Source organism: Bordetella muralis (assembly GCF_054781015.1).
Map to the genome: position 1 here is coordinate 513,453 of NZ_BAAGVF010000002.1, position 24,346 is coordinate 537,798.

The following is a 24,346-nucleotide window of genomic DNA, read 5'->3' on the forward strand; positions in this document are numbered from 1 at the left end:
GGCATGATGACGATCGAGCATAACCACACTGGCGAGTCCTCGGCGCCGCCGGTATCGGTGTATCGCGTACTGTCGGCATTGTTGACCTATCCCGATCAGGCGTTGTTGGCGGCATTACCCGAACTGCAGGCCAGCGTGACGGGGGCGCAGCGCGAGCAGCTGGCACCGCTGTTTGAGGCATTGGGCGACACGGACGACGTGATCGAAGTGCAGGAACGATACGTGGCGACGTTTGATCGGCGGCCCGCGCATTCCCTGCATTTGTTTGAGCACATTCACGGTCAATCGCGCGATCGCGGGCAGGCGATGGTCGATTTGCGTGATGAGTATTTGCGCCATGGATTGATATTGGATACTTCGGAGCTGCCGGACTATGTGCCGCTGTTCCTGGAGTTTCTCGGACAGATTCCTGCCGAAAAAGCCTCTGCATTGCTGGGCGATGCGATTCATGTGCTGGCGCGCATCGGCGACAAGCTGGCGCAATACGGCAGCCCCTATGCATCGGTGTTCACCGTATTGCGCGAGCTGACCTCTGCTGTGCCGCAGCCCTTGCCAGATCCTGCACCAGAGGAACTGGATGAGTCCATGATTACGTTCGGGCCGGACGCAGACGGGTCCGAGCCCACGCTGCGGGCGCGCACGCAAACGGCACAGCCCGTGCATTTTTACGAAACGGACCCTCGGCGCGTACGGGCTGTGTCCGGTTCTGCTTCGTCATAAGGGGCCCCGCATGACTGCCTATTTGCATCATTTCTTTTTTGCGGTGTACCCCTATATTGCGCTGGCTATCTTTTTGTTTGGCAGCCTGGCTCGGTTCGAGCGTGACCAGTACACCTGGAAAAGCGACTCCAGCCAATTGTTGAAACGGGGGGCGTTGCGTTGGGGCAGCAACCTGTTTCACATCGGCATCCTGTCCCTGTTCTTTACGCATCTGTTCGGATTGTTGACGCCGCCCGCGGTATATCACGCATTGGGTTTGTCCACCGAAGCGAAGCAACTGATGGCCGTCGTCGTCGGGGCGATTCTGGGGCTGATCTGTCTGGCTGGCTTGTTGATTTTGATCTATAGGAGGATGTCTGAGCCGCGCTTGAGAGCGACCTCACGCGTTTCAGATTGGGTGACGCTCATCTGGATCTTGATCGTACTGTCGCTGGGACTGTTGTCCATCTTGACCTCAGCCGAGCACAAGGACGGGTCCTTGATGTTGTTGCTGGGCGATTGGGCGCAGCGGATCGTGACCTTTCGTGCCGGGGCTGCTGAGGTGATGGTGGGCGTGCCATGGGTGTATCAGGTGCACATGGTGCTGGGCATGACATTGTTCCTGATCTTTCCTTTCACGCGTTTGGTGCATGTCTGGAGCGGTTTTGCATCAGTGGGATACCTGACCCGCGCATGGCAACTCGTACGCTCGCGTTAACAGGGAGTAAATATGATCGTCGTGAACGGCGTTTCGATCAGCGATGCCCAGGTGCAGGCAGAAATGGCGCGCCATCAGAATGACGCCGACCCGGTACAGCGCGCAGCCCATGAGTTGGTGTTGCGCGAGTTGCTGTTGCAGCGATCTCGTGAGTTGGGGTTGGCGCAGGGCGGTGACGATGCCGCGATACAGGCAGTATTGGCCGCAGAGGTGAAAACACCGGTCGCAGACGAAACCAGTTGCCGCCGCTACTATGAGCAGAATGCAGATCGCTTCATCAGCGGCGCGCTGGTCGAGGTGTGGCACATCCTGTTCCAACTCACGCCGCGTGTGGATCCGCAGCGCTTGCGCGCCCGCGCGGGCGAGGTTTTGCAAGAGGTGCATCGAGCGCCTCCAGAGACCTTTGCAGATTACGCGCGACAGTATTCAAATTGCCTGTCTGCTCAAGAAGGAGGGCGGCTGGGGGATATCGGACGTGGCGAGACCTTGCCCGAATTCGAAGAGACGGTGTTCGCCATGCCCGCACATACCTTGTTGAATCGCCTGGTGCAGACGCGCCATGGTTTTCATGTCGTGCGTACCGGGCGCAAGGTCGAGGGCTCGCTCATGACTTTTGACGCCGTCCACGAGCGTATCGCCGCCTGGCTGACGCAGGCTTCCGAGCGTCGCGCGACGCACCAGTATTTGCAGTGGCTGGTAGGGCAGGCCCGCATCGAGGGCGTAGATATTTCCGGAGCGGATTCACCACTATTGCAGTGAGCCGGACTCAATTGATCGTGATGTGAACCTATCGAACAGGAATAACGCGATGAGCAACCATCCACGTGCCTATGCGGTGTTGTACAGCAGTACGTTTGCGTTCATGGTGTGCTTTGTGGTGTGGATGATGTTCGGCGTACTGGGTATCCGCATCCGCGAGGAACTGGGACTGAATGCGTTTGAGTTTGGGCTGCTCACTTCTACACCTGTGTTGACCGGCGCCATCTTTCGTTTGCCGCTGGGCATGTGGACGGATCGATTTGGCGGCCGCATCGTGATGACGGTGTTGCTGCTGGGCTGCGCGATTCCGGTCTATCTGGTCAGTTACGCGCAGGCCTTGTGGCAGTTTTTGGTGATCGGCCTGTTTCTAGGCCTGGTCGGGGCATCGTTCGCGGTGGGGACGCCCTACGTTTCGCGTTTTTTTTCGGCCGAGCGCAAGGGCTTTGCCATGGGGTTTTTTGGCGCGGGCACCGTTGGGGCTGCGGTTAATTTATTCGTGACGCCGGTGTTGCTGGAAGCATACGGATGGCGCATGGTGCCCAAGATCTATGCGGTTGCTTTGCTGGTGACTGCTGTGATGTTCTGGTTTGTGGCGGCACCCGATCCCGGCGCCGGGAAAACCGGCGGCAAACTGCTCGAGCAGTTCAAGATACTGAAGAATCCCCGCGTGTGGCGTTATTGCCAATATTATTCGATCACCTTTGGCGGCTTTACCGCGCTCTCGTTGTGGATTCCTCAGTATTTTCAGGCCGAATACGGGCTGACGTTGGTGGCGGCATCCGCATTGGCCGCGGGCTTTTCCTTGCCTGGCGCGGTGCTGCGCGCGGTGGGTGGCGGCCTGGCCGATCGTTTCGGTGCGCACAAAATGACGTGGTGGTGCCTGTGGGTGGCTTGGATGGCCTTGTTTGTCCTGTCTTACCCGGATACGACATTGACGATCAAGACCTTGAACGGTCCGGCGGCATTTCATCTTTATTTGCCTGTGTGGTTGTTCACGTTGCTGCTCTTTGTGCTGGGCGCGATGTTTGCCTTTGGCATGGCTTCGACGTTCAAGTACGTGGCCGACGATTTTCCAGAGAACATGGGTGTCGTCACAGGCATCGTGGGGCTGGCCGGTGGGCTGGGCGGCTTTTTGTTGCCGCTGATGTTCGGCGTGTTGGCCGAACTGGTGCCGATCCGGTCCAGCTGTTTCATGCTGCTTTACGGCATCGTCTGGGTGTCGTTGATTGTGATGTATATCTCGGAGGTCAAGAAAGTGCAGTTATCCGGGGATGTCGTTTCGGCGTCCAGATAACAGTTATCCGGAAGGGGCTGCCAAGTACAGATAGTTGATCGCCTTGCGGTTAGTCGCGTTCGAACTCCGTCACTTTCGGCAGCACCACCGCGAGATAGTCGACCAGCGTCCGTACCGCTGGCAACAAACCGGTGCGATAGGGGATTAACGCTGTAATCCGCGCATCTGCCGCAATCCATTCCGGTAGCACCTGGCGCAGCTCGCCCGTCTTCAGTTCGGCTTGGCAAATATACCCCGGCAGCGCGGCGATACCGATGTTAGAGCAGGCCGCCTCTTTTAGCGAGATCAGGCTGTTGCTCTGGAATCGTGGCTCTACCGACAGCGTTTCCACCCGCTTTTCCGGTCCCTGCAGAGTCCATTGCTGGGCTGCTTTGCCGGCATGCGAAATGATCGAATGAGACGCCAGATCTGCGGGCTGCTGCGGCGGCGGCGTACGTTGAAGATATTCAGTTCCGGCAAACAGGTACCAAGGGGTCCGCGCGAGGGGGTGCTGCACGAGATTGGAGTCTTGCAATTGCCCTGTGTGCCCGCGGATAGCTAAATCGAACCCGTCGCCCACGACGTCCAGTATGCGGTCCGTCGCGGTCTCAATAATGTTGACTTTCGGGTTCTGCGATAAGTACGTAGGCAGGACATGGCGTAATGCGAATTGCGCGATTTCGATGGCGACCGTCACACGAATGACGCCACTCGGCTCGGTCAACCGCTGCCGCATGGCTTCTTCGGCCAGTTCGGCACTGCGTAGCAGTGCCATGGCGTACTGATAGAACTCCACGCCGACTTCGGTCATCTTGAACTGCCTTGACGTCCGGTTGATCAACCGGACACCCAGCATTGCCTCGAGTTCCTTAACGCGATGACTCAGTGTCGATTTCGGTAGTTGCAGCGTTTCGCCAGCTGCCGTGAATCCGCCGCGGTCGACGACCTGAACAAAGAAATAGACGTCTTTGAGATCCAGCATGGCGTGAGTTTGCCTCTACCATCGTCACGATGGCGCGCGCAAAGGAGCTGTAAGTGGACGCCGATATTACCTCATGGACAGAGGCTGTTCTATAAGGGCAAACCTCCGGGACGTCGTTCGATTTTGCTGAACTTTGCGTACATGCCAAGCTGCTTCACAAACGAATTCAAGTGCTTAAGCTATTGCACAAGAGCAGCCTAATGCTGTTTCTGTAATGCCAATTCAATGTGGAGAGAAAAATGTCGATGATCAAAGGATTCCATCACCTGACTGCGGGCGTCAGGCATGCCCAGGAGGATGTGGATTTTTATGTAAAACTGTTGGGCCAAAGCCTGGTCAAGAAGACTGTTCTGCTAGATGGGGATGACCCGATTTATCATCTTTACTATGGCAATGCGAATGGCGATCCCGGCACGCTGGTGACCTCATTTCCGTTCCGTCAGCGAGGTGTCCAGGCACGCCCCGGCTCGGGCCAGGTGCGCGTTATCAACTACTCGGTGCCGCGCGGATCGATTGAATTTTGGCGTAGTCGCTTCGATCGCATGAGCGTTCGGTACGATGCGGAAATTGTCGAGCGCTTTGATGAGCGTCGCCAGCGTTTCTATCACCCATGCGGAATCGAGTTCGATCTCGTCGAGACAGATCTGGATAAACGACCGCCTTGCGTGGCTGGCGATATCCCCGAAGCGAATGCGGTTCGAGGCGTGCACAGCATTACGTTGTCGCTACGCGAGGTGGCCGAATCGGTTCGCTTCATGAGCGAAGCAATCGGCTTCCGCCTTGTCGGCCAATCGGGAGGGTACTATCGTTTTGAAACGCATACCGGCGGACCTGGCATGGTGGTGGCGTTTCTACATGAGCCCGACCGAATGCAAGGCTCGTCAGTCTATGGCGAGGGTACCGTGCACCACGTGGCCTTTGCGGTGGATAGCGTCGATCAGCAGATGGAACTCAAGGAAAAATTCATGGCTCTGGGTTACATCGACACATCGGAGTCAGTGAATCGGAACTACTTCCGGTCAATGTATTTCAAGATGCCCGGCGGCGTGATCTTTGAGGCGGCTACCACCGATATTGGCTTTGCCATCGACGAGAATCCAGGCCATTTTGGCGAAGAATTCCAACTGCCTCCCTGGCTTGCCGATCGCAAGAACGAGTTATTGGCACGCCTTGAACCTATCTCTGTTTAATCCGTTCCTGCTGATTTGCCGAATCGAGATCTCCCTCTATCAACACGAAAGAGGGAGATTATTTGGCTCTATAAATGTTTGGCCCGTTGGACCCATTCGTCAAAATGGATGGAGTAGGGCAGCGAATCTATCGTGGCTTGTATCGCTTCGCGACGCAGTGAGGTGCGTTGAATCAGCGTATCGGCGTACAGCTTGACCGCGGGCAGTTCCTCCCACATAGACGCGAGTCCCAGGTAAGCGAGCCGGGTCAGATTTACGCCCCACATTACGTCGCCAAAAGTAAAGGAATTACCGACAATCCAGGGGGAGACACCTGACATCAGGGTTCGATTCAGTTGCCGGAGCAGTCCTGCGACGTGCCCGTGTATGGCGCGTTGGAAACCAGCATCTTGGCAAACCGACTTTCCGCCCCGTTCTTTGATGATTTTTGCACGGTAGGCGGAAACGAGCGCTATGTCGTCGGCATTGGCGACGATCATCGACTCGAGTGCCATCGTCTTGTAATCGTACACCGTCTGCATCATCGTCCGGAGTGCTTCAGGCCGGCGATCGGCTTCAGGATGGAATCCATAGAGCAGTGCACCGTTCGGAATCCTGTCGACAATGGCGGCCTGATGCATGGCCGCAGCGCGAGTCTGTTCAGTCTCTGGAATCAGCCGGATCGGCACGGCTGACAACTCGTCCAGGTAGCAGCAAATACGCATCGAATCGGCGATCACGCGACCCGCTTCATAGTCGACCAGCAGCGGCACCGCACAGGGATCAAAACCCTCTGTTTCTACAGAGGTGCGTCCGCTATAGCTATTGACGAGCGGTTTGTCGATTTCGCGCCCCGCCATCAATCGGAGCCGGACATAAGGCGGATGGTAGTGCTCTGCCGGTACAAGTCCGTCGTCGCTCATTGAACTGAGGATCAACATATCGTTCGAGCGATAAGGTAATTGTTTTTCGGCTAATACGGTTCGTACTTTCTGCGAACACAGAGAGCTTGCCGCGTGAAAAAGTTCGAGGCGAGGATTGGCGTCATTGCCGACGATGATACTGCGTGCAGGGTCCGCCATCCGGGCACGAGCCTCGAGGGCGAGTTTGGCGAGTTGATGCGTCGTCATGCTGCTTGTCCTTTTGGCTGCCGGGACATATGCGGACACACCATAGGAGGCTCTCCCATGGTGCTGCGCGCCGCCCAGAGTTCCGGGAAAGGAAGTTCTTGCAGTGTGGGCAGCAACCAGGCTATGCCTTCGGTGCCAAAGTAGGCTGCGCGATGGCCGAATGTGCGGCGAGTGGCCATGAGGTGAAGGTGCTTCCAGGTCGAAAAACCTTCCGCTATATCGGCCAGTGTCTCGCCCAATCTTCGAAGGTCACGGTATCTGTCAGGGTCGGCATAAATTTCGCGCCATGCATTTTCAACCGCCTGCATAGGGATATAAGGGGCGCGGTAATCTCGTTCCGTCATGTCCGGTATTGGAAATCCTGCGCGATGCAAAAAGGCCAGGATGTCGTCATAGAGGCTGGGTTCGGCGAGCGTATCGTTCAGCTGTTTCCAGCGCGCCGGTTGAGGAATGAAGTGCTGCAGGTGTTCAGGCTGTTTGATGCCTAGCAGATAGACCATTTGCCGATAAGTCCATCCTTGCAACGCAGTATCCTGGCCGTACTTGGCCACTGCACGCGAAAGAATGGACAGCAGATCGGCCGGGGTCATCCAGGCGATGGATTTCCACGTCGCATTCAGTGGTTCGTGATGCGCCACGACGCGTTCCAGTGTGTCGCAGGCCTGAGTAATGTCATTTTTTCTCAACTGTGCCTGGGCTGTTCGGATTTCCTTGATGATCAGCATCCAGTACAGCTCCGAGACTTGCACCGACGTGATCCACGCGTGTTCTCCGGGATGGTGGCTGACAGGGTTCTGCAACGTGTGAAGCACATCCGTCTGTATCCATGCACTGTAAGGGGTTTGTCCTGCCGGTGTGATGCCGGTGGAATGCGTGATCGGTTGATTCATGCGGGTCTCCTCGTGGTTGAGTGTGTGCTTTGGCGTTCGATGGTGTCGCCGTGGCGCAAGATCGCTTCGATTTGTTGCGCAATGTGCAGCAGGGCACGGTCATTTCCCGGCCTGGCGACGATCTGCAGCGACGCTGGTAGGGACTCGTTCCGCACGGGTATCGGAATAGAAATCGCAGGGAATCCCGCGATGTTGAACGGTGCGGTGTAGGTCATCAGCGCTTCGCGTACCGTACCGGACCAATTTCCGGTGTTGACGCTCGTTGTATTCAGCGCAGGCGCTATGCATGGGCAGGTGGGCAGGATGACGTAATCAATCGAATGCATCGCCTCATGAAGGCCCGTGATGAGTCGGTCCTTGACCTGTTGGGCAGAGACATATGCATGCATGTCCGTCTTTTGCGCGCGTCTGAGTCTGTCGACTGTTTCCGGACTGTAGCTCGCGACGATACGTTCCCAGCTATGACGGCGGAAATGCTCAACGCCACCCTCAATCAAGACGATGCTTGAAAAGGCATCGAATGCACCATGGAACAGATCTGCAGAATCCAGTTCTACGCATGAAAACGTTCGCTCCAGACGCTGCACTGCAGCCTCAAAAGGGATCGCGACATCAGTGGCCAGAGATACAGGCGCGATCTCGCGTACCACGCCCAATCTTGCCGATAACGGCGCATCGCTTCGGGGAGTTTGAGGATTCAGTACATCGCTCAGGTACAACACATCGTCAACCTCGCGTCCCATCAAGCCGACATGGTCGCAAGTGGGCGACAAGGGAAAGACGCCTCGCGTGGACAGCGCACCTAGGGTGGGTTTAAAACCAACCAGACCACATAACGCTGCAGGGATCCTTACGGAACCGCCAGTGTCAGAGCCTATGCCGGCAGTCACCGCACCATACGCGATCGCTGCAGCAGCACCGCCGCTCGAGCCGCCGGGTATCCGTGTGGGGTCGATTGGATTTCTCGTATCGCCAAAACACTCACTGGCAGTTGTGACCCCCCATGCGAACTCATGCGTGGTGGTCTTGCCGATGATGATCGCCCCGCAATCGAGCAGTGAGCGGACGATATCCGCGTCAGTGGCAGGACGATGACCGAGATATGCCTGCGAGCCATAACATGTATCCATGTTCTTTGTATCAATCAGGTCTTTGACCGTAATCGGCAATCCTTCGAGAGGTCGCGCCGTCCCCTCGCCGTAGCGTCGGTCACTCTCTGATGCCGCCGCTAACGCGCCGTCCCGGTCGATCGTGGCAAACGCGTTGACGGCGCGTTGGCTAGCCTCTGCAGCCCTGAGTGTTTGTTCTATCAATACGCTCGCCGTGATCTCTCGCGCTGCGAGGGCTTGGTGCATACGCCGCAGGCCGAGAGTCTCTTTCCCGACGGACGAAGATGATTCGATGCCGTGCATCACCACAGGTTCTCCAGTAGTGTCGCGAGTTTCCCAGGTTCGTTGTCGCCGAGATCGCCGACTTCGGAAGGGTAGTGCTGCGTCAACAGTTTCCCTATCTCTGGCAGCAGGTCGCGAGATATGCCAAAAGAACGCAGGCGATGGGGCAACTCCAGCGTTTCAACGAGATTCGAGATCCGTTCGGACAGCACCGTGGCCGGTGGGGTATCTTGCTGGTGTGCAGAGAATATATTCAGCTTGTCACCGTAGATGCCGGCGCATGCTTGGATGGAGGGGGCTAAAGTGATGCACGACGTCATGCTGTGCGGCAATCCATACGTACCGCCGAGGATATGGCCTATGCGGTGGCTGAGGCCATAAATGACTGAGGCGGGATAGAAATAGCATTGCCAGGCGGCGAGCTGAAGTTGGAGTAAGTCGTCGATATCAATCAGGCCTTCCGCGAGGGCCACGCGTGTTTCGAGCTGCCTGGGCCATTTCTTCAGCACTTTGAAGAATCGTTCGACGCCGCGGGCGGCAAGTATTGCGTGAGGATGGTCCCGGTCAACGAGGCGCATACCTTCTACTGCGTGATCGATTCCTTTGATGGCCGAGCTGAGCAACAGGGCGCGAGGTGTATCAATGATCAACTGCGGATCGATGGCGACGAGCTTCGGTGCAGTTTCGCGAACAGCATAGCTGCGTTTGAATTTGCGGGGGCCGTCGGTTTCCGTCACGCCAAAGTAGTGAGAGAACTCGGAGCCTGACAGTGTTGTCGGAAAGGCGGCGATTGGGAGGTAGCGTCCTGTCTGGCGGTAATGCAGGTCGGACACGGCTTTTGCCGCGTCGAGCACGGACCCGCCACCGAGTGCGACGATAGATTCCGCACGACCGTGCAGGCAGGCTTGTAGTGCTTGCTGCACAGCGAAGTCCGGTACATGTGGCGGGAGCGAGCTGAAGACCCCCGCACTATCCACGATATGAGGCTGCAGATGCACGCTGTGCAATGTCTCGAGAAACTCGACCGTGAACGTAATGGGACGCGTGATGCCGTAGCTGTTGAGCGATGCGGCGATTTGCCCCGCAATATCCCGTCCCCAGAAGATATGCTCCTGAGGTAAGCATTTCAATTGTTCCATCCAGTCCGTCTCCGAAAATGTGGTTGGCGCTGTTCGATGAGCGACATGTCGACCAGAAGATAGGTCATTCGGAAGCGGCCGTGCAGGGGCGATTCTTGGATTTATCGTTCACGAATATGGACGCTCGATTCCGGTTGCCTGAGCATGCGGTCGTTCAAACATATGAACGCAAAAGGCAAGTCTTCCCAGCTGTTGGATGACTGCTATCTGTCTATCATTTTCAACACGGCCACAATCGACGAGCAGGCCAAGGAGAAGACGGACATGGAGATAATGATGGAAACGACAACGGTCGAGCAGTTTGATAAACCGGGTCTTGTCGCAGAGTTGATTCGCGGACGGCGTAGCAAAAGAAAATTTCTGGATCGGCCGGTACCGCTGGCTGTGGTACGGCAGATCCTTTCGGTCGCAAAGCACGCACCCAGTTCGAGCAACACACAGCCATGGCGCTGCTACGTCTTGACCGGTCAGGCGCGTGAAAAGGTCACAGCGGCGGCAGTCGAGGCATATCGCGCCGGGCCGGAAACCCTCGCACCCCAGTATCCTTTCTTTCCAAAGGAGCTGCCCGTGCCGTTCTCGTCACGCTTCAATGCCTTTCGCGGCATGCTCGGTGATGCGCAGGGCGTACATCGCAGTGATCTGGCGGGACGAAGGCGAGACGTAGAACGCCAGTTCCAGTTTTTCGGGGCGCCAGTGGGATTGATCTTTACGATGGATCGCCGCTTGGAATGGGCGAGCTTTATTTGTTATGGCTGTTTTTTGCAGAACATTATGCTGGCTGCTCATGCGCAGGGATTGGACACCTGCCCGCAACAGATCTGGTCGCTGCAATCGGCTGTGCTGCGGAACGTTTTGGGAATCCCGGATGGAGAGATGGTGGTGGCGGGCATGTCACTTGGCTATGCTGATAACACCGTGCCCGAAAACAATATGAGTCTAGAAAAGCTGGAGCTGCATGAGTTTGTGTCGTTTGTCGATAGATAACTCCGGACCTGAATGTGCGTCGACATATTATGGGGTGCCCCGGCGAACGCGTTCGCATTGAAGTGGGGCCGGAATGAGTTGGTTTCTATCCGGTCCAATGATCACCTCTGATGGCTCCACTCGTGCACGAACGTATCGCGAAACTCTCGTAGCCATGCCAGCCGAGCCTCTGCCATCGCGCGCGCGGCCGCAGTATGCATCGTCGGGGGCAGCGTTGCGAGCTTGGCTTCAATGTGATCCAAGGCATAGGTACGATCGTCCAGAGGGCGATTGCGCGCTAAAGGGTCGTCGGGGTGCGCAAACGCCGAACCCATGCGGCCGGCGGTATAAAACAGCCGGGCGAGGCCGACGGCGCCCAAGGCATCGAGACGATCCGCGTCTTGCACGATCTTTGCCTCCAGAGTCATGGGCGTAATGCCGGCCGAGAAACTGTGCGCCTCGATGGCGTGGGTAACTGCATCGAGCTTGTCGGCCGGAAAGTCTGTCTGGGCCAGACGGTGCCGGGCTTCGAGTGCGGCCAGACGCGAGGCCTGGGCGCGTTCCGGGTGATTCTTGGGCAGGTTGACCAGATCGTGCAGATAGCAGGCGGTCAGGACGACCAGCGCGTCAGCCTCGGGGTAGCTGTCCAGCAATGTCCGGGCGACACGCCAGACACGTTGCAGATGATTCAGATCATGCGCGCCGTCGTCTTGGTTGTCTGAGGCGGCAATGGCGGTTAAACGGGGAATCCAGGCGGCTAGAGTGTCGGACATCAGCAGGGGTGAATGTAAATAATCGGCCACTTTGTGGCGGAGAAAACGACAATAATGTCTAGGATACTCGCTAGCCTTGACCCCCGATCTACTAGTAGGTAACAATATCCCTACTATGAATACTGCTACCACCCGCGACCAACTTCTGGAACATGCCCAGTGCCTGATCAGGCGGCGGGGCTATAACGGCTTTAGCTACCGGGACCTGGCCGATCACGTGGGGGTGAAAACCGCCAGTATTCACTATTATTTCCCCGCCAAAGACGACCTGTTGATCGCCGTTATCGACAAGTACGCGGGGCAGGTCTATGCAATGTTGCACGGCATCGACAAGTCCCTGCCCGCCAACGAGCGGCTGGCACGTTATGCCGCGTTGTTCCGGGGCGGACCCTCCGACCAGATCTGTCTATGCGGCATGCTGGCTGCGGATTTTGCCTCGCTGTCGGACCGGGCACGGCAATCGGTGCAGGCATTTTTCCGCATGCACGAAACCTGGCTGGCCGACGTCGTCGCTGCCGGAGTAGAGGCCGGCTCGCTGAAATCTTGCGGCGATACGGCGGCTGATGGTCGTTGGCTGTTTGCCGCGTTCCAGGGGGCGCTGATGGGCTCGCGTCTGTTTCAGGACCAGCAACGCCTGGATGATGTGATCACCGCCGTGTGTTGCAAACACGGCGTGGCTGCCTAGTTGATTCTGTTGAGGTGACCACGGCCCCGCATCGTGCGGTAAAAGGCCGTGCCCGTGCGCGCTGGAGATTCCACCGTCGTTACGGGGCATTTGCCCGCATCATGCAACAAGGCCTGCGCGTGTGCACAGGCCTTGTTTTGATGCTTTGCGTTAAGCCATCACTGCGGGCAAGAGGTCTTCCACGCGCTCTGCGTTTTTAAAAAGGCGGGCGCTGACCAGACTGCCTTGCAGGGCGGCATATAGCGCGCGGGCCGATGCGCGCAGGTCTCCTGGTACGCGCAGGCTGCCTTCGTGGGCGCCTTGTTCCAATAGTTTGGTGAGCCAGGTTTCGTTTGCAGCGTAGAAATTCTGCAATGCTTGCCGTGCACAGCCGGGCAGGGCGCCGAGTTCCGCTGCCAGCGCTGCACCCAGGCATATACGCTCGGTACCGCAGAAGGCGCGACGGTGCGCATCGACATAAGCTCGCAATTTCGCGTCGGCCCTCAACGTCGGATCGATCTCTTGTATGGCTGCATTCCAGCGCGATTGGTATTGCTCTACGACGGCCAGCAGCAGGTCTTCTTTCTGCGGAAAATAATAGTGGATGCTGGATGTCTTGATGCCGATCAGGTCGGCCAAGTCGCGGTAGCTGAAACCGTTGTAGCCGCGTTCCTGAATCAGACGCTGGGCATGTTGCACGATTTGTTCGCGGGTGTTTTCGGATTTCATAGTCGGGACGCTACCGGGTAGGTGTAGGGTTGATAGAAAAGGGGCGGATAGGCTCCTCAAGTAACGGAATAAAGGCGGGCCGCCGTATGCAGGCAGGGCGGCGCCGCGGTACACAACATGTGCTGTCCTTAGCTGCGGGACGAAGAATTCACGCCATTGCTGGCTTGATAGTCGAGTTCGCCAAACGCATCGCTGCCGTTATCGCGGGCGGCTTGTGCTTCGGCCTGGACTTCGGCGCGGGTAGGAACCGGGCCGGCGTTGTAGGCGGCAGGTTGTTCCAATTCGCCGAACGTCACTTGACCAGCTGCTGTCGCGGCTTGCAATTCAGCCTGGATCTGGGCGCGGCTGACCGTTCCGATGCTGCTTTGAACGGGCGGATAGTCCAACTCTCCCGAGGGTTCGCCAGCATAGGCAGCGCCCATCATGGTCATCGACAACATCACTGCGGATACGAGGGTTTTCATGATGATTCTCTTTAAAAAATTAGTCGTTTATCGCTAGAGGCTTGGTCGGATCGACCGCATCAGGCACCGGTGTTGGGGTAGCCTTCACCGCCGAATGCGGCAGAGCCCTGGGCGTTGGCTTGAACGGCTTCGGCGTGGACTTGGGCGCGGGTGAGGGTGCTGGCGGCTGCTTGCGTAACGGGTTCGTCGATATCGCCAAAGGTGATTTGGCCAGCGGCACGGGCTTGTTGCAGTTCAGCGACGACTTGCGCGCGGGTCAGTTGGCTGGTCTGGGTGATGGTGGGCGGGTAGTCCAGTTCACCAGAGGGTTCGGCAGCGTAGGCAGCGGTGCCAGCCAGGGAAGCAGAAATCAGCAGTACGGAAGCAATGGTTTTCATGATGGTTCTCTTTAAAAAGCTATCTACTTATAGGTAGGTTTGTGGTCAAATAAAAAATCGATCAAGCGCCGGTGTTGGGGTAGCCTTCGCCGCCGAATGCGACAGGGCCGTGGGTATTGGCTTGAACGGCTTCGGCGTGGACTTGGGCGCGGGTGACGGTGCTGGCGGCCACTTGCGTAACGGGTTCGTCGATATCGCCAAAGGTGATTTGGCCAGCGGCACGGGCTTGTTGCAGTTCAGCGACGACTTGAGCGCGGCTCAATTGGCTGGTCTGGGTGATGGTGGGCGGATAGTCCAGATCGCCGGAGGGTTCGGCAGCATAGGCAGCGGTGCCAGCCAGGGAAGCGGAAATCAGCAGTACGGAAGCAATGGTTTTCATGATGGTTCTCTTTAAAGTAAAAGGTCTTTAAAACTATCTACCTATAGGTAGATTACGAGGGAAATAAAAACGCGCTTAGTGACTGCTCTATCGCGCGGTGGTTGGGTGATTTGTTTACTGCCCAACCATGAGACGTATGTTATCTACTAGTAGATAGGTGAGGCAAGCAGAGATTTGTATCTCTTTGTTTTTTTGTTGAGGGGTATGGCTGCCGCGCCACAAGCGAGATGTGCGCGAACCGGTTCGATATGGTCCTAACCAAACGCTCGGGGGCGCAACCCTGCATGGAACCACGTAATCATTGAGTAGATATCGTAGACCGGCAACCCGAGGTCGGCTTGCAGCGCGGCGGCGTACGGCGGCATGTTGGTGCATTCCAACACGATCGCACCGACCTCAGGGTGGCGGCGCACCAGGTCCCGCCCAGCCTCCAGGATGTCTTGTTGCGCGAGATCGATGTCCATGTCCTGTTTCTCGGCTTTGATGAGGACACGGAAGAACTCTTTGCCGTTCTCGGTGCCGGCGACCGGGATGTCAGCCGGGACGTTGACCGCGGCCAGATGCGCCGGGGACAAGGTGGATCCGCTGACAGTGACTAGTCCTACGCGCTTGCCTGGAGGCAGGGTGGCTTGCACCCATGGCACTTGCATCATTGAGGACGTGGCGACGGGGACGCCCAGCGCCTGTGAGAATTCTTGTTGGAAGAGGGCCAGGAAGCCGCAGTTCGTGGTGATGGCCTCTGCGCCCAGATCGACCAGTTCCCGACCGGCCTTGATGAAGGCGTCCAATGTGCCACGCGCACCTTGTAAAACGACTTTTTCCGGACTGGCGCCGCGTACGACCCGGTATAGAACGGGGAATGGCCACGTCTGGCCATTGCCCATGTCGCCGAGGATCCGAGGAAAACGCGCATCCAGCATCAGGATGCCCAGCGGGGCGCCGTATAGCGATTTGCCGCCGCGGGCAATGCGGCCGGGTGAGGAAAGCGTGGACATGACGGGTGCCTTGAGGGACGGGGAAGTAGTCACGCGAAACGACGCGGACTGAAGGGCTCTAGAGGAATCGTTGTGGCCAGGCCCTGAAGCAATTGCACGACGAGTTCTCCTGTGCGCGCGGATCCGACCAGCCCGACGTGGCCGTGTCCGTACGCATGCACGATATCAGGACTCGCTGACGCCGCGCCTATGCAGGGCAGGCCATCGGGCATGCTGGGGCGGCATCCTTGCCAGTAGTCGATGCGCTCGTCGGCAGGCTTGGCCGGCAATGCGGGATAAATCGACGTCAGCAAGTCGCGCAGGATGTGGGCACGCCGCCAGTCGGGCGGTGCGTCGATATCGGCGATTTCGACTTGGCCTGCGACTCGCAGGCCATTTTCCATGTTGTTGATCACCACTTTGCAGTCGGCAAACATGGTGGATACGCGCGGCGCACCCTCTGGTTGTTTGATGACGGCGTGGTAGCCGCGTTCGGCCGCAAGCGGCACGCGATCCCCTGCCAGGCGTGCAAGTTCGCGTGAGCGTATGCCGGTCGCGATGACGGCCTTGTCGCAGGGAATGTCACCGCTCTCGGTGCGCACGGCCCGCAATTTGCCTGCTTGTATGTCAAATCCGGTGGCGCGCGCGTGACGCAGGTCGGCGCCGAGATGTTGAGCGAGTTGTACCAGGGCCGCTACGTAGGCGCCCGGGTTGCGGCAGTGGCCAGTTTCAGGAACCAGTACGCCAAAGGTGTAGCGCGGGTGCAGATCGGGCTCCAGCGCGCGCAGGGCCTCGGTATCCAATTCTTGCCACTGGATTCCTTCGTTGCGGCGGATGTCCCATGCCCGGCGATCGGCGCGGAAATGTTGTTCCGAGAGATAAGCATGCAACAGGCCGCGTTGCTCGATGAGATGAGACACACCGGCCTGCTCGGCTAATGCTTGATGCAGGGCGGGCGCGCCCGCCAGTAGCGAGCGCAAGGCATGAGCGGTGCGCTCTACGCGCGGCCATGTCCAGGCCGAGGTCAGATAACGAGTCAGCCAAGGAATGGCGCGCGGCAGATAGTTCCAACGTATCGCCAGTGGACCCAACGGGTCTTTCAGCCACGTGGGAACCTGTTTCCAGACCCCGGGCGCGGCTGGGGGAAGAATGGAGTGCGACGAAAGCCAGCCTGCATTGCCATAACTGGATGCCTGTGGGCCGCCGGGCGTGCCGGATTCGACCAAGGTGACGCGCAATCCCGCGTTCAGCGCTTGAACGGCGGTTGCAGCACCGACCGCGCCGGCGCCAATGATGACGATGTGTTGATCTGTGCTCATTGCGAGACCGGGAGATAAAGGGGGTGGCATAACGTCTCGCCCGAGGAGCAAAAAGCATAACACTTGACTGTATACAAAACAATATTCAATATATGTGTACAGTTTTGGCCATCCGCGTAATGAACGCCTGAAATCCTTTTTACGACGCTTGCATCATGGTTCGTCTTTGCCGGCGGCCATGGCGGCGTGAGTTTTTTGATATTTGACGCATGACTTCTGAATCTTCCGCCTCTCGCGCTGCCTCGCACAGCCATGTCTACGATCGCATCAAGGCCATGGCGACTACTTTCCGCCTGCGCCCGGGCGAAAAAGTGAATGAGCTCGAGTTGTCGCGCCAACTGGGCGTGAGCCGCACGCCTGTACGCGAGGCACTCAGCCGTATCGCCGCCGAAGGGTTTTTGGTGGCGACGCCGAATCGCGGTTACACCGTGAGGGGACTCGATGCCAAGCAGTTGATGGCGCTGTACGAGTATCGCGCGACGGTGGAGCTGGGAGTTGTGCGTCTGGTCTGTATGCGGGCCTCGGATCAAGAACTGGCCGATTTGGCAAAGATGGTCGAAGGCAGCCGGGACGAAGTCGATACGGACGCTCAGGCATTGCGCTTATTGTCTCGCGATGAGGCTTTTCATGAGCATCTCGCGGGTTTGGCCGGCAATCCCGAGTTTTTGCGTTCGGTGCGGTCTATCAACGAGCGCCTGCGTTTCCCGCGCTGGATCGATTTGAAAGCCCGGCGCGGGCAGACCCGCAATGACCATCCGGATATTGTGCGCGCGCTGCAGACGCGTGATCAATCGGCAGTGCAGGCGTTGATGAGCCAGCATATCGAAAAGCATCTGGATCACATCATTGAGCTGACCCGCGCGGGTTATGCGGAGATCTATACGGGTAATGCGCTGGCCGATTATGCCGAGTCGCGTTTTATAGAACACCAGGAGGACTGGGCCGCGTCCTCTGATGGTGGCAAGGAAACGAGGGATTGAGGGGCGTTTCCTCGACGCCAGCCGCGAGCCGGCATCATTGCAGGTTTTGATTTACATCTCACTTTTACCAGGAAGATTCATGAAAGCTATTTTCGTTGACGCCAATCCTACTTTGTCCGCGGTGGCAGAGCGCCTGCATCGTGCCGATGATCTGGAGCTGGTCATCAACCGTCAACCGGATATTACGTCGGATCAACTGCCGGGCGTGTTGGGTGATGCGGAAATCGCCATCATTGACCATACGCATCTGCCGACTGATATTGCTCGTCAATGCAAGGGGTTGAAGCATGTCGTGTTCCTGGGAACCGGTGCGCGCTCGTATATGAATCCTGAGGAATTGGCAGAGATCGGCATCGAGGTGCACATTATCAAAGGGTATGGAGATACGGCCGTAGCCGAGTGTGCGTTTGCCTTGATGTGGGCGTCGGCAAAGGGCTTTGCACGCATGGACCGTGAAATGCGCGCGGGTAATTGGCTGCGTAGCGATGCCGTGCAATTGACGGGCAAGACGCTGGGTTTGGTTGGTTTCGGAGGCATCGCTGCAGAGGTCGCGCGTCTGGCTCAGGGCGCAGGCATGGAAGTCATCGCCTGGAATCGCAGTGCGAAATCGCACCCGGGCGTGCGCTTCGTGGAACTGGACGAGGTGCTGGCGAAGAGCCACGTGGTCTCGATGCATTTGCTGTTGACGGACGAGACGCGCGGCATTATCTCGCGTGAGCGCATTAACGCGATGCGTGATGGCGCGATCCTGGTCAATACGGCGCGCGGTGCGTTGGTGGACGAGGACGCCATGATCGACGCGCTGAAGTCGGGCAAGCTGGGCCACGCCGGTCTGGACGTGTTTGTCACCGAGCCCATGCCGAAGGACCATCCGCTGACTAAGCTGGATAACGTGACCCTGTCGGCGCACTCGGCATTCCGTACCCCCGAGGCGAGCGATAACCTGATTCAATCCGCGCTGAATCACTGCCGCCGTATTTCGGGCAAGGGAGTGCAGCAATGAGCGCGCCTATCACCCGTTTGGACCAGAACACGCGCCGTTCGCGAGCGGTGATTCACAACGGCACGGTGTATCTCGCCGGCCATACGGCAGACGATCGCAGCGCCGATGCGGCAGGGCAGACGCGTCAGGTGCTGGCCAAGATCGACGAGATGTTGGCGGCCTCGGGCACGGACAAGTCCAAGCTCTTGAACGTCACGATCTGGTTGCAGCACATGTCTGATTTTCAGGCGATGAACGAGGTCTATGACGCATGGATCGTGCCGGGCCAGGCGCCGGCACGTTGCTGCGGCGCTGTCGAGCTGGCTCTGCCGGAAATTCTCGTCGAAATCATGGTGACCGCCGCGTTGTAGGCGGGAATGTTTTTTCAGGATTGATATGTCTACCGATAACTCTCAGGCGCCGGCGTTTCGCCGCGCCAGTCGTATCTCCCGTATTGCGGTGTCGGAGATTTTGCGCATCGGCGCGCGCGCTGCCCAGCTAAAGCGCGAAGGACGCGATGTCATCGTGTTGGGTGCAGGGGAGCCCGACTTTGATACGCCAGATAATGTGAAAGAAGCGGCAATCCGCGCGATACATGCCGGCGAGACGAAGTACACCTTGCTCGACGGCACTCTGGCGCTGAAAGCCGCGATCGCGCGTAAGTTTGAACGCGAAAATGGCGTGAAGTACGGCCTGGACGAAATCAATGTGGGCGCTGGCGCCAAGCAAGTGATTCACAACGCGTTGATGGCTACGCTGGATGATGGCGATGAGGTTATCGTGGGCGTGCCGTACTGGACGTCTTATGCCGACATGATCACCATCGCTGGCGGCAAAACGGTCGAGGTCGCATGCCGCGAGGAAAACGGTTTCCGCATGGATCCGGCTGATCTCGAGCGCGCCATCACGCCGCGTACGCGCTGGGTCATGTTGAATTCGCCGTCCAATCCGACGGGTGCTGCTTATGGCGAAGCGGATCTGCGGGCGCTGGCCGAGGTATTGTTGCGGCATCCGCATGTCTGGGTGCTCGCCGATGACATTTACGAGCACCTGATTTATGGTGATTTCACGTTCAAGACCATGGCGCAGGTCGAACCGCATCTGAAGTCGCGCACGTTGACGGTGAATGGTTTGTCGAAAGCCTATGCGATGACAGGTTGGCGCTTGGGCTATGCGGGCGGACCGAAGGAATTGATCGGTGCCATGGCCGTGGTGCAAAGCCAGAGCACGTCGAACCCGTGCTCGATCAGTCAGGCGGCGGCAATCGAGGCGCTGGACGGACCGCAGGATGTGTTGGCAGAACGCCGTGCCTCGTTCCAGGTGCGGCGGGATTTGGTGGTGAATGGTTTGAATGCGATTCCGGGCTTGAGCTGCCGCCTGCCCGAAGGCGCGTTTTATACCTACGCCAGTTGCGCAGGGGTGCTGGGCCGCACCACGCCCAAGGGCAAGCGCCTGGAAACGGATGCGGATTTCTGCGAGTACTTGCTGCAGGATCATGATGTGGCTGTTGTGCCAGGCACGATTTTTGGCCTGGCGCCGTATTTCCGGATCAGCTATGCCACGTCGCAGGCCCAGTTGCAGACGGCGTTGGAGCGTATTGCAAAGGCAGTGGAGCAGTTGAGCTAACGCAGCAACGGCTGTCCGTCACGACGGGCAGTCGTTGCCGCATAGTGATTCATTACGCGCATTCAATATCGCAGGCTAACGATTTTCGGATATCCGGACTCGGCAGCTATGCTTTTTCAAGGGGAATAATCATGTTGCGTCGTTTCAGTATTGCCGCGTTGACGGCTATGACATTGGCCGCTGCCATGCCGGCCGTCGCGCAGGACAGCAAATGGCCTACACACGCCATTACCATTGTCGGGGGTTTCCCGACGGGGGCGGGGACGGATCTGTATACCCGCAAATTAGGGCAAGGTCTGACGGAAACGCTGGGTGTGCCCATCGTGGCGGAGAACCGTACGGGCGCAGGCGGCAACGTGGCGTCGGATATGGTGGCGCGAGCAGCGCCTGATGGTTATACCTTTTTGTTCGGCACGGCGGGCACTCATGCGATCAATGCGGAGCTATACAAGAAGAGCCTGAACTTTGACGTCTGGAACGATTTCACGCACATTGCGTTGCTGGGCGATGTGCCTAACGTGTTATTGATCAACCCGAAAAAGCACCCCGATATCAAGACCTGCAAGGATCTGATCGAATTGGCGCGCAAGAACCCCGGCAAGATGAACTATTCGTCGACCGGGAATGGGGCCTCGGGTCACTTGGCCGGCGCGTTGTTCACGCAGATGGCCAAAGTCAACATTGTGCACGTACCTTATCGTGGACAGGGGCCTGCCATGACGGCGCTCTTGTCGGGCGAGGTCGATTTCTTTTTCAATCAGAGCGCGGCATCGATCGCCGCCGTGAATTCGGGGCAGGTGCGCGCGCTGGGTGTGACGGTATCCAAACCGATCGAGGCGCTGCCTGGCGTGCCCTCCGTGGCCGAGGGCTGCGGGCTGCCGGGCTATGAGAGCAGCACGTGGTATGGCCTGTTTGGGCCGGCCAAGCTGCCCGCCGATATCCAGAAGCGCATGAGCGATGCGGTGATCAAGGAAATTTCCAAGCCTGAGTTCAAGCGTTGGCTGATCGATACGCAAGGCATCACGCCGCCGGCGGATCCCAGCCCCGCTGCGTTCGAGCGTGTGCACAAGGCGGATATTGCGCGTTGGGCGGAAATCGTCAAGATGTCGGGCGCGAAGGTGGATTAAACGCTCGCGTTCGTTGTTGCAGGGTTTGCTATCAGCCTGTCCGTCATGTTCGGATGGGCTGATTTTCTTGCGGGTTCTGTAGGGGGCTGTGAGCACGGGGGGGTTAGGTGCTATTGGACGTTGCCTCGTGAGCAGGACGGGGGATCGAGTGCTATTGGACGTCGAGGCGGGGCAGTGACCGTGTTGGCGCTTCACGGAGTCGGTCGGCCGCCTGCGCGTCCGACTGCCGCATCGCTCGTCTCGTCCGGCCCCTTCGGGCCTACCTACGACTTCCGCTCGCGCGACTCCGAGGCGCGCCAACACGGTCACTGCCCCGCCTCGACTCGCAGCATCTCTGATTCCCTCCGTCGCTGGGACGGCTGGTCTACGTAGGCTTCGTGGGAACTGGTTTTTGCAAGGATGAAGATCTTGCAGGGCTGCTATGCATGGGCGCCTACGGGCGCGCCCGTGCATAGCGTTCGTGATTGGCATGCGAGGGCTTTGGCATCGGTGACATTCTGAAGATTTCTCGAGCAACGATTTCTCGTAGACAAGCAAGGGATCCTTCGAATGACGATTTCGCGATATCCAACGATGGGAGACGCCTCTTCACACGCTCTGCATATCCCGATGCTCGACGTCCAATAAGCACGCCACCCTCGCTAGTCCACACACTTAAATGCCTGACGCCCCGAAAAAGCTTTCAGCCGAGAACGATGACCACGATAGTCAACAGCCCCAGCACCAGGTTGACGGTCACCCAGGTTTTGAGCGATTGCATCGCGCGCCCGCCTGAGGGCCAGTCACTGGCCTGTACGGCACGATCCAGGCGTGGGTACAGGGCAAAGCGGATATGTCCGAATATCGCTGCCATGATGACGCCCAATACCGCCATGGTTATCCAGGCATGCGGCATCTGAAAGCTGCCGCCGGTGTCCGCGACCTGGCGGGCCGTCCGGCCTATCATCCACGCGCCGCTCAGCAGCACGAGCAATACGGCGCCCAGCACGGCGTTCAGAAAGCGTGCCAGCACGTCGCGCATCAGGCGCAGCCGTTGGGGCGGTTCCAGCGCGGCCACGGCGGGCCGCAGGAAACAGTGGGCGAAGATCATTCCGCCTACCCACAGCAGAATGGCCAGGATGTGTACGAGCTTGAGAACGCTGTAAAACATGGCAGAGTGTTCCGTCAGTTGCGGTGCCAGGGATAGGCGCCGCATAGCCGATATTATCCATTGCTCCGGCAGGCCGCGGCGTGAATCCCGGGGCAAGGGGGCAGTCGGATCGCCGCAAATCGTCTTACACTGGATACCTGTGCGGGTATGCGCATCGTGAAAGATGGCGCTATCCTTGATTGACTTTTTTCTTTTGTAGGTTGCAGCCATGCCCAGTTTCGACGTGGTTTCCGAAGTAGACAAACACGAGCTCAGCAACGCGGTGGATCAGGCCAATCGCGAGTTGGCCACCCGTTTTGATTTCAAAGGCACCGACGCCAAGTTCGAACTCGAGGAGTTCGTCGTGACGCAGATCGCGCCGAGCGCGTTTCAGCTGAAACAGATGCTCGATATTTTGCGTGGTCGTCTGTCCGCCCGAGGCATTGACGTGCGCTGCCTCGACGTCGCTGATCCGCTGGAAAACCTGGGCGGTGCCCGCCAGAAAGTCACGGTCCGCCAAGGTATCGAGCAACCTGTCGCTAAAAAACTGATCGCAGCCATCAAGGCCGCCAAGCTCAAGGTGGAAAGCCAGATCAATGGCGACAAGCTGCGTGTCAGCGGCAAAAAGCGCGATGATTTGCAAGAGGCGATCGCGTTGCTGCGCAAGACCGACGTGGATCTGCCGCTGCAGTATCAGAATTTCCGCGATTGAATTTGATCCCCATCCGCGATGGGGATTCGTTTCAGGCCGCGGGAGCGCGCACGGTGTCCTGTTTTTGGGGGACCGTGCGGCGATTGCCGCGCGCTTATTGTTTATGTTTGGGGCGCGCCTTCGTCGGCCGCCGATCGCCGATGGTGATCCCGATCGAGGCCGAGACGATGGCGACGATGGCCACCCATTGGGTCAGGGATAGCGTCTCGCGCAGGAACAGCATGCCGGAAAAGGCGGCAAAGACAGGTTCCAGGCTGAGCAGTGTGCCAAAGACCCGGACAGGGATACGGGACAGGACGGTGATTTCCAGCGCATAGGGCAATGCGCTGGACAGCACGGCAACGCCCAGCGCCCAGGGCAAGACCTCCAGCGCGAACAGGCCCGTGCCTGCCTGAGCGAATCCAAAGGGCAAGACCACCACGGTAGCGACGGTCGAGGCCAGTGCCACGGTCTGGGTGCCATGGTGCAGCCCGGCACGGCGTCCGAACACGATATACAGCGCCCAGCATAGCCCTGCGCCCAGCGCCAGCAGCATCCCTGCCGGATCCAGCGAGTGGACCTCGGCGCCGCGCGGGATCAGCAACAGAATGCCCACGGCGGCCAACAGAATCCAACAGAAATCTGCAAAACGGCGCGAACTCAAGAGTGCTACCGTCAACGGGCCTGTGAATTCCAGGGCGACCGCAATGCCCAGCGGGATGGTGCGCAGCGACATGTAGAACAGCAGGTTCATCATGCCCAGCGACAAGCCATAGGCCAGCACGACGCGCCATCCCGAGGGAGTCAGGCGGACACGCCATGGCCGGAAATAGGCCAGCAGCATGAGGGCTGAGAACAGCAGGCGCAGCGCCGCCGTGCCCTGGGCGCCTACCATGGGAAACAGGCTTTTTGCCAATGCTGCGCCACTCGGCATGGACACCATGGCAATCATCATCAACAAGATGGGATAAAGGGAAGGGGCGGGCGAGGGGGCAGTGGATGCGGACATGTTGCATGGA

At 58.3% G+C, this 24,346-nt stretch carries 27 protein-coding genes; 13 read left to right on the forward strand and 14 right to left on the reverse strand.

Annotated elements, in window-relative coordinates:
- Positions 1-6 precede the first annotated feature (6 nt).
- From narJ to ACYVIT_RS04445, 4 genes are read left to right on the forward strand one after another with little or no spacing between them, the layout of a single operon-like run.
- Positions 7-720, forward strand: coding sequence for a nitrate reductase molybdenum cofactor assembly chaperone (gene narJ / locus ACYVIT_RS04430; protein WP_415807645.1), 714 nt, complete (start codon positions 7-9; stop codon positions 718-720).
- A 10-nt stretch (positions 721-730) separates the two neighbouring features.
- Entirely contained in the window at positions 731-1,417 is a 687-nt protein-coding gene (gene narI / locus ACYVIT_RS04435; RefSeq protein ID WP_415807644.1) for a respiratory nitrate reductase subunit gamma, read from the forward strand.
- A 12-nt stretch (positions 1,418-1,429) separates the two neighbouring features.
- Positions 1,430-2,176: a peptidylprolyl isomerase gene (locus tag ACYVIT_RS04440; RefSeq protein WP_415807643.1), complete on the forward strand. Its 747-nt coding sequence runs from the start codon at positions 1,430-1,432 to the stop codon at positions 2,174-2,176.
- 49 nt (positions 2,177-2,225) lie between these two features.
- On the forward strand, positions 2,226-3,470 hold the full coding sequence (locus ACYVIT_RS04445; RefSeq protein WP_415807642.1) for an MFS transporter: 1,245 nt from the start codon (positions 2,226-2,228) through the stop codon (positions 3,468-3,470).
- A 49-nt stretch (positions 3,471-3,519) separates the two neighbouring features.
- Here ACYVIT_RS04445 and ACYVIT_RS04450 read toward each other — a convergent pair whose 3' ends face one another.
- Entirely contained in the window at positions 3,520-4,431 is a 912-nt protein-coding gene (locus ACYVIT_RS04450; protein WP_415807641.1) for a LysR substrate-binding domain-containing protein, read from the reverse strand.
- 239 nt (positions 4,432-4,670) lie between these two features.
- On the opposite strand from ACYVIT_RS04450, the gene ACYVIT_RS04455 reads away from it, so the two are divergent.
- Entirely contained in the window at positions 4,671-5,621 is a 951-nt protein-coding gene (locus ACYVIT_RS04455) for a ring-cleaving dioxygenase (RefSeq protein WP_415807640.1), read from the forward strand.
- Positions 5,622-5,689: 68 nt separating this feature from the next.
- Here ACYVIT_RS04455 and ACYVIT_RS04460 read toward each other — a convergent pair whose 3' ends face one another.
- The 4 genes from ACYVIT_RS04460 to ACYVIT_RS04475 are packed head-to-tail and all read right to left on the reverse strand — an operon-like array spanning position 5,690 to position 10,150.
- Complete coding sequence (locus ACYVIT_RS04460) at positions 5,690-6,730, reverse strand: glutathione S-transferase family protein (protein WP_415807639.1); 1,041 nt, start codon at positions 6,728-6,730, stop codon at positions 5,690-5,692.
- A complete protein-coding gene (locus tag ACYVIT_RS04465) occupies positions 6,727-7,620 on the reverse strand; it encodes a tryptophan 2,3-dioxygenase (protein ID WP_415807638.1) in 894 nt (297 codons plus the stop codon). The genes ACYVIT_RS04460 and ACYVIT_RS04465 overlap by 4 nt, the downstream gene beginning before the upstream one ends.
- The gene (locus ACYVIT_RS04470) at positions 7,617-8,975 is read right to left on the reverse strand and encodes an amidase (protein ID WP_415807637.1); all 1,359 of its coding nucleotides are present in this window, start codon (positions 8,973-8,975) and stop codon (positions 7,617-7,619) included. The genes ACYVIT_RS04465 and ACYVIT_RS04470 overlap by 4 nt, the downstream gene beginning before the upstream one ends.
- 56 nt (positions 8,976-9,031) lie before the next feature.
- Positions 9,032-10,150, reverse strand: a complete 1,119-nt coding sequence (locus ACYVIT_RS04475) for an iron-containing alcohol dehydrogenase (RefSeq protein ID WP_415807636.1) — start codon at positions 10,148-10,150, stop codon at positions 9,032-9,034.
- A gap of 276 nt (positions 10,151-10,426) precedes the next feature.
- Here ACYVIT_RS04475 and ACYVIT_RS04480 point away from each other — a divergent pair, with 276 nt between their 5' ends.
- On the forward strand, positions 10,427-11,134 hold the full coding sequence (locus tag ACYVIT_RS04480; RefSeq protein ID WP_415807726.1) for a nitroreductase: 708 nt from the start codon (positions 10,427-10,429) through the stop codon (positions 11,132-11,134).
- Between the two features lie 101 nt (positions 11,135-11,235).
- On the opposite strand, the gene ACYVIT_RS04485 is transcribed toward ACYVIT_RS04480, so the two are convergent.
- Complete coding sequence (locus ACYVIT_RS04485; RefSeq protein WP_415807635.1) at positions 11,236-11,886, reverse strand: HD domain-containing protein; 651 nt, start codon at positions 11,884-11,886, stop codon at positions 11,236-11,238.
- Positions 11,887-12,001: 115 nt separating this feature from the next.
- Here ACYVIT_RS04485 and ACYVIT_RS04490 point away from each other — a divergent pair, with 115 nt between their 5' ends.
- Positions 12,002-12,571 carry a TetR/AcrR family transcriptional regulator gene (locus tag ACYVIT_RS04490; RefSeq protein WP_415807634.1) on the forward strand — a complete coding sequence of 190 codons (570 nt, stop codon included), beginning with the start codon at positions 12,002-12,004 and terminating at the stop codon, positions 12,569-12,571.
- A gap of 150 nt (positions 12,572-12,721) precedes the next feature.
- Here the strand turns inward: ACYVIT_RS04490 and ACYVIT_RS04495 are convergent, their stop codons facing one another.
- The 6 genes from ACYVIT_RS04495 to ACYVIT_RS04520 form a co-directional block, all read right to left on the reverse strand.
- The gene (locus ACYVIT_RS04495) at positions 12,722-13,279 is read right to left on the reverse strand and encodes a TetR/AcrR family transcriptional regulator (RefSeq protein ID WP_415807633.1); all 558 of its coding nucleotides are present in this window, start codon (positions 13,277-13,279) and stop codon (positions 12,722-12,724) included.
- Positions 13,280-13,407: 128 nt separating this feature from the next.
- A complete protein-coding gene (locus tag ACYVIT_RS04500) occupies positions 13,408-13,743 on the reverse strand; it encodes a DUF4148 domain-containing protein (protein WP_415807632.1) in 336 nt (111 codons plus the stop codon).
- Between the two features lie 59 nt (positions 13,744-13,802).
- Positions 13,803-14,120, reverse strand: coding sequence for a DUF4148 domain-containing protein (locus ACYVIT_RS04505; protein WP_415807631.1), 318 nt, complete (start codon positions 14,118-14,120; stop codon positions 13,803-13,805).
- 61 nt (positions 14,121-14,181) lie between these two features.
- Positions 14,182-14,499 (reverse strand): DUF4148 domain-containing protein, encoded by a 318-nt coding sequence (locus ACYVIT_RS04510; RefSeq protein ID WP_415807630.1) that lies wholly within the window; start codon positions 14,497-14,499, stop codon positions 14,182-14,184.
- A gap of 254 nt (positions 14,500-14,753) precedes the next feature.
- The gene (locus tag ACYVIT_RS04515; protein WP_415807629.1) at positions 14,754-15,494 is read right to left on the reverse strand and encodes an aspartate/glutamate racemase family protein; all 741 of its coding nucleotides are present in this window, start codon (positions 15,492-15,494) and stop codon (positions 14,754-14,756) included.
- A 29-nt stretch (positions 15,495-15,523) separates the two neighbouring features.
- Positions 15,524-16,792: an NAD(P)/FAD-dependent oxidoreductase gene (locus tag ACYVIT_RS04520; protein WP_415807628.1), complete on the reverse strand. Its 1,269-nt coding sequence runs from the start codon at positions 16,790-16,792 to the stop codon at positions 15,524-15,526.
- Positions 16,793-17,001: 209 nt separating this feature from the next.
- Between ACYVIT_RS04520 and ACYVIT_RS04525 the strand changes: the two genes are divergently transcribed.
- The 5 genes from ACYVIT_RS04525 to ACYVIT_RS04545 all read left to right on the forward strand — a co-directional run bounded on the left by ACYVIT_RS04525 (position 17,002) and on the right by ACYVIT_RS04545 (position 21,507).
- The gene (locus ACYVIT_RS04525) at positions 17,002-17,772 is read left to right on the forward strand and encodes a GntR family transcriptional regulator (protein WP_415807627.1); all 771 of its coding nucleotides are present in this window, start codon (positions 17,002-17,004) and stop codon (positions 17,770-17,772) included.
- Positions 17,773-17,851: 79 nt separating this feature from the next.
- Positions 17,852-18,775 (forward strand): NAD(P)-dependent oxidoreductase, encoded by a 924-nt coding sequence (locus ACYVIT_RS04530; protein WP_415807626.1) that lies wholly within the window; start codon positions 17,852-17,854, stop codon positions 18,773-18,775.
- Positions 18,772-19,125 carry a RidA family protein gene (locus tag ACYVIT_RS04535; RefSeq protein WP_415807625.1) on the forward strand — a complete coding sequence of 118 codons (354 nt, stop codon included), beginning with the start codon at positions 18,772-18,774 and terminating at the stop codon, positions 19,123-19,125. Before ACYVIT_RS04530 ends, ACYVIT_RS04535 begins: the two co-directional genes overlap by 4 nt.
- A 25-nt stretch (positions 19,126-19,150) precedes the next feature.
- Positions 19,151-20,380 (forward strand): pyridoxal phosphate-dependent aminotransferase, encoded by a 1,230-nt coding sequence (locus ACYVIT_RS04540; protein WP_415807624.1) that lies wholly within the window; start codon positions 19,151-19,153, stop codon positions 20,378-20,380.
- A 131-nt stretch (positions 20,381-20,511) separates the two neighbouring features.
- Complete coding sequence (locus tag ACYVIT_RS04545) at positions 20,512-21,507, forward strand: Bug family tripartite tricarboxylate transporter substrate binding protein (RefSeq protein WP_415807623.1); 996 nt, start codon at positions 20,512-20,514, stop codon at positions 21,505-21,507.
- Positions 21,508-22,189: 682 nt separating this feature from the next.
- Here the strand turns inward: ACYVIT_RS04545 and ACYVIT_RS04550 are convergent.
- Positions 22,190-22,657, reverse strand: a complete 468-nt coding sequence (locus ACYVIT_RS04550; protein ID WP_415807622.1) for a CopD family protein — start codon at positions 22,655-22,657, stop codon at positions 22,190-22,192.
- Between the two features lie 208 nt (positions 22,658-22,865).
- On the opposite strand from ACYVIT_RS04550, the gene ACYVIT_RS04555 reads away from it, so the two are divergent.
- Positions 22,866-23,348 (forward strand): YajQ family cyclic di-GMP-binding protein, encoded by a 483-nt coding sequence (locus tag ACYVIT_RS04555; RefSeq protein WP_415807621.1) that lies wholly within the window; start codon positions 22,866-22,868, stop codon positions 23,346-23,348.
- A gap of 94 nt (positions 23,349-23,442) precedes the next feature.
- Here ACYVIT_RS04555 and rhtA read toward each other — a convergent pair whose 3' ends face one another.
- Entirely contained in the window at positions 23,443-24,336 is an 894-nt protein-coding gene (gene rhtA, locus ACYVIT_RS04560) for a threonine/homoserine exporter RhtA (RefSeq protein ID WP_415807619.1), read from the reverse strand.
- Positions 24,337-24,346: the final 10 nt, after the last annotated feature.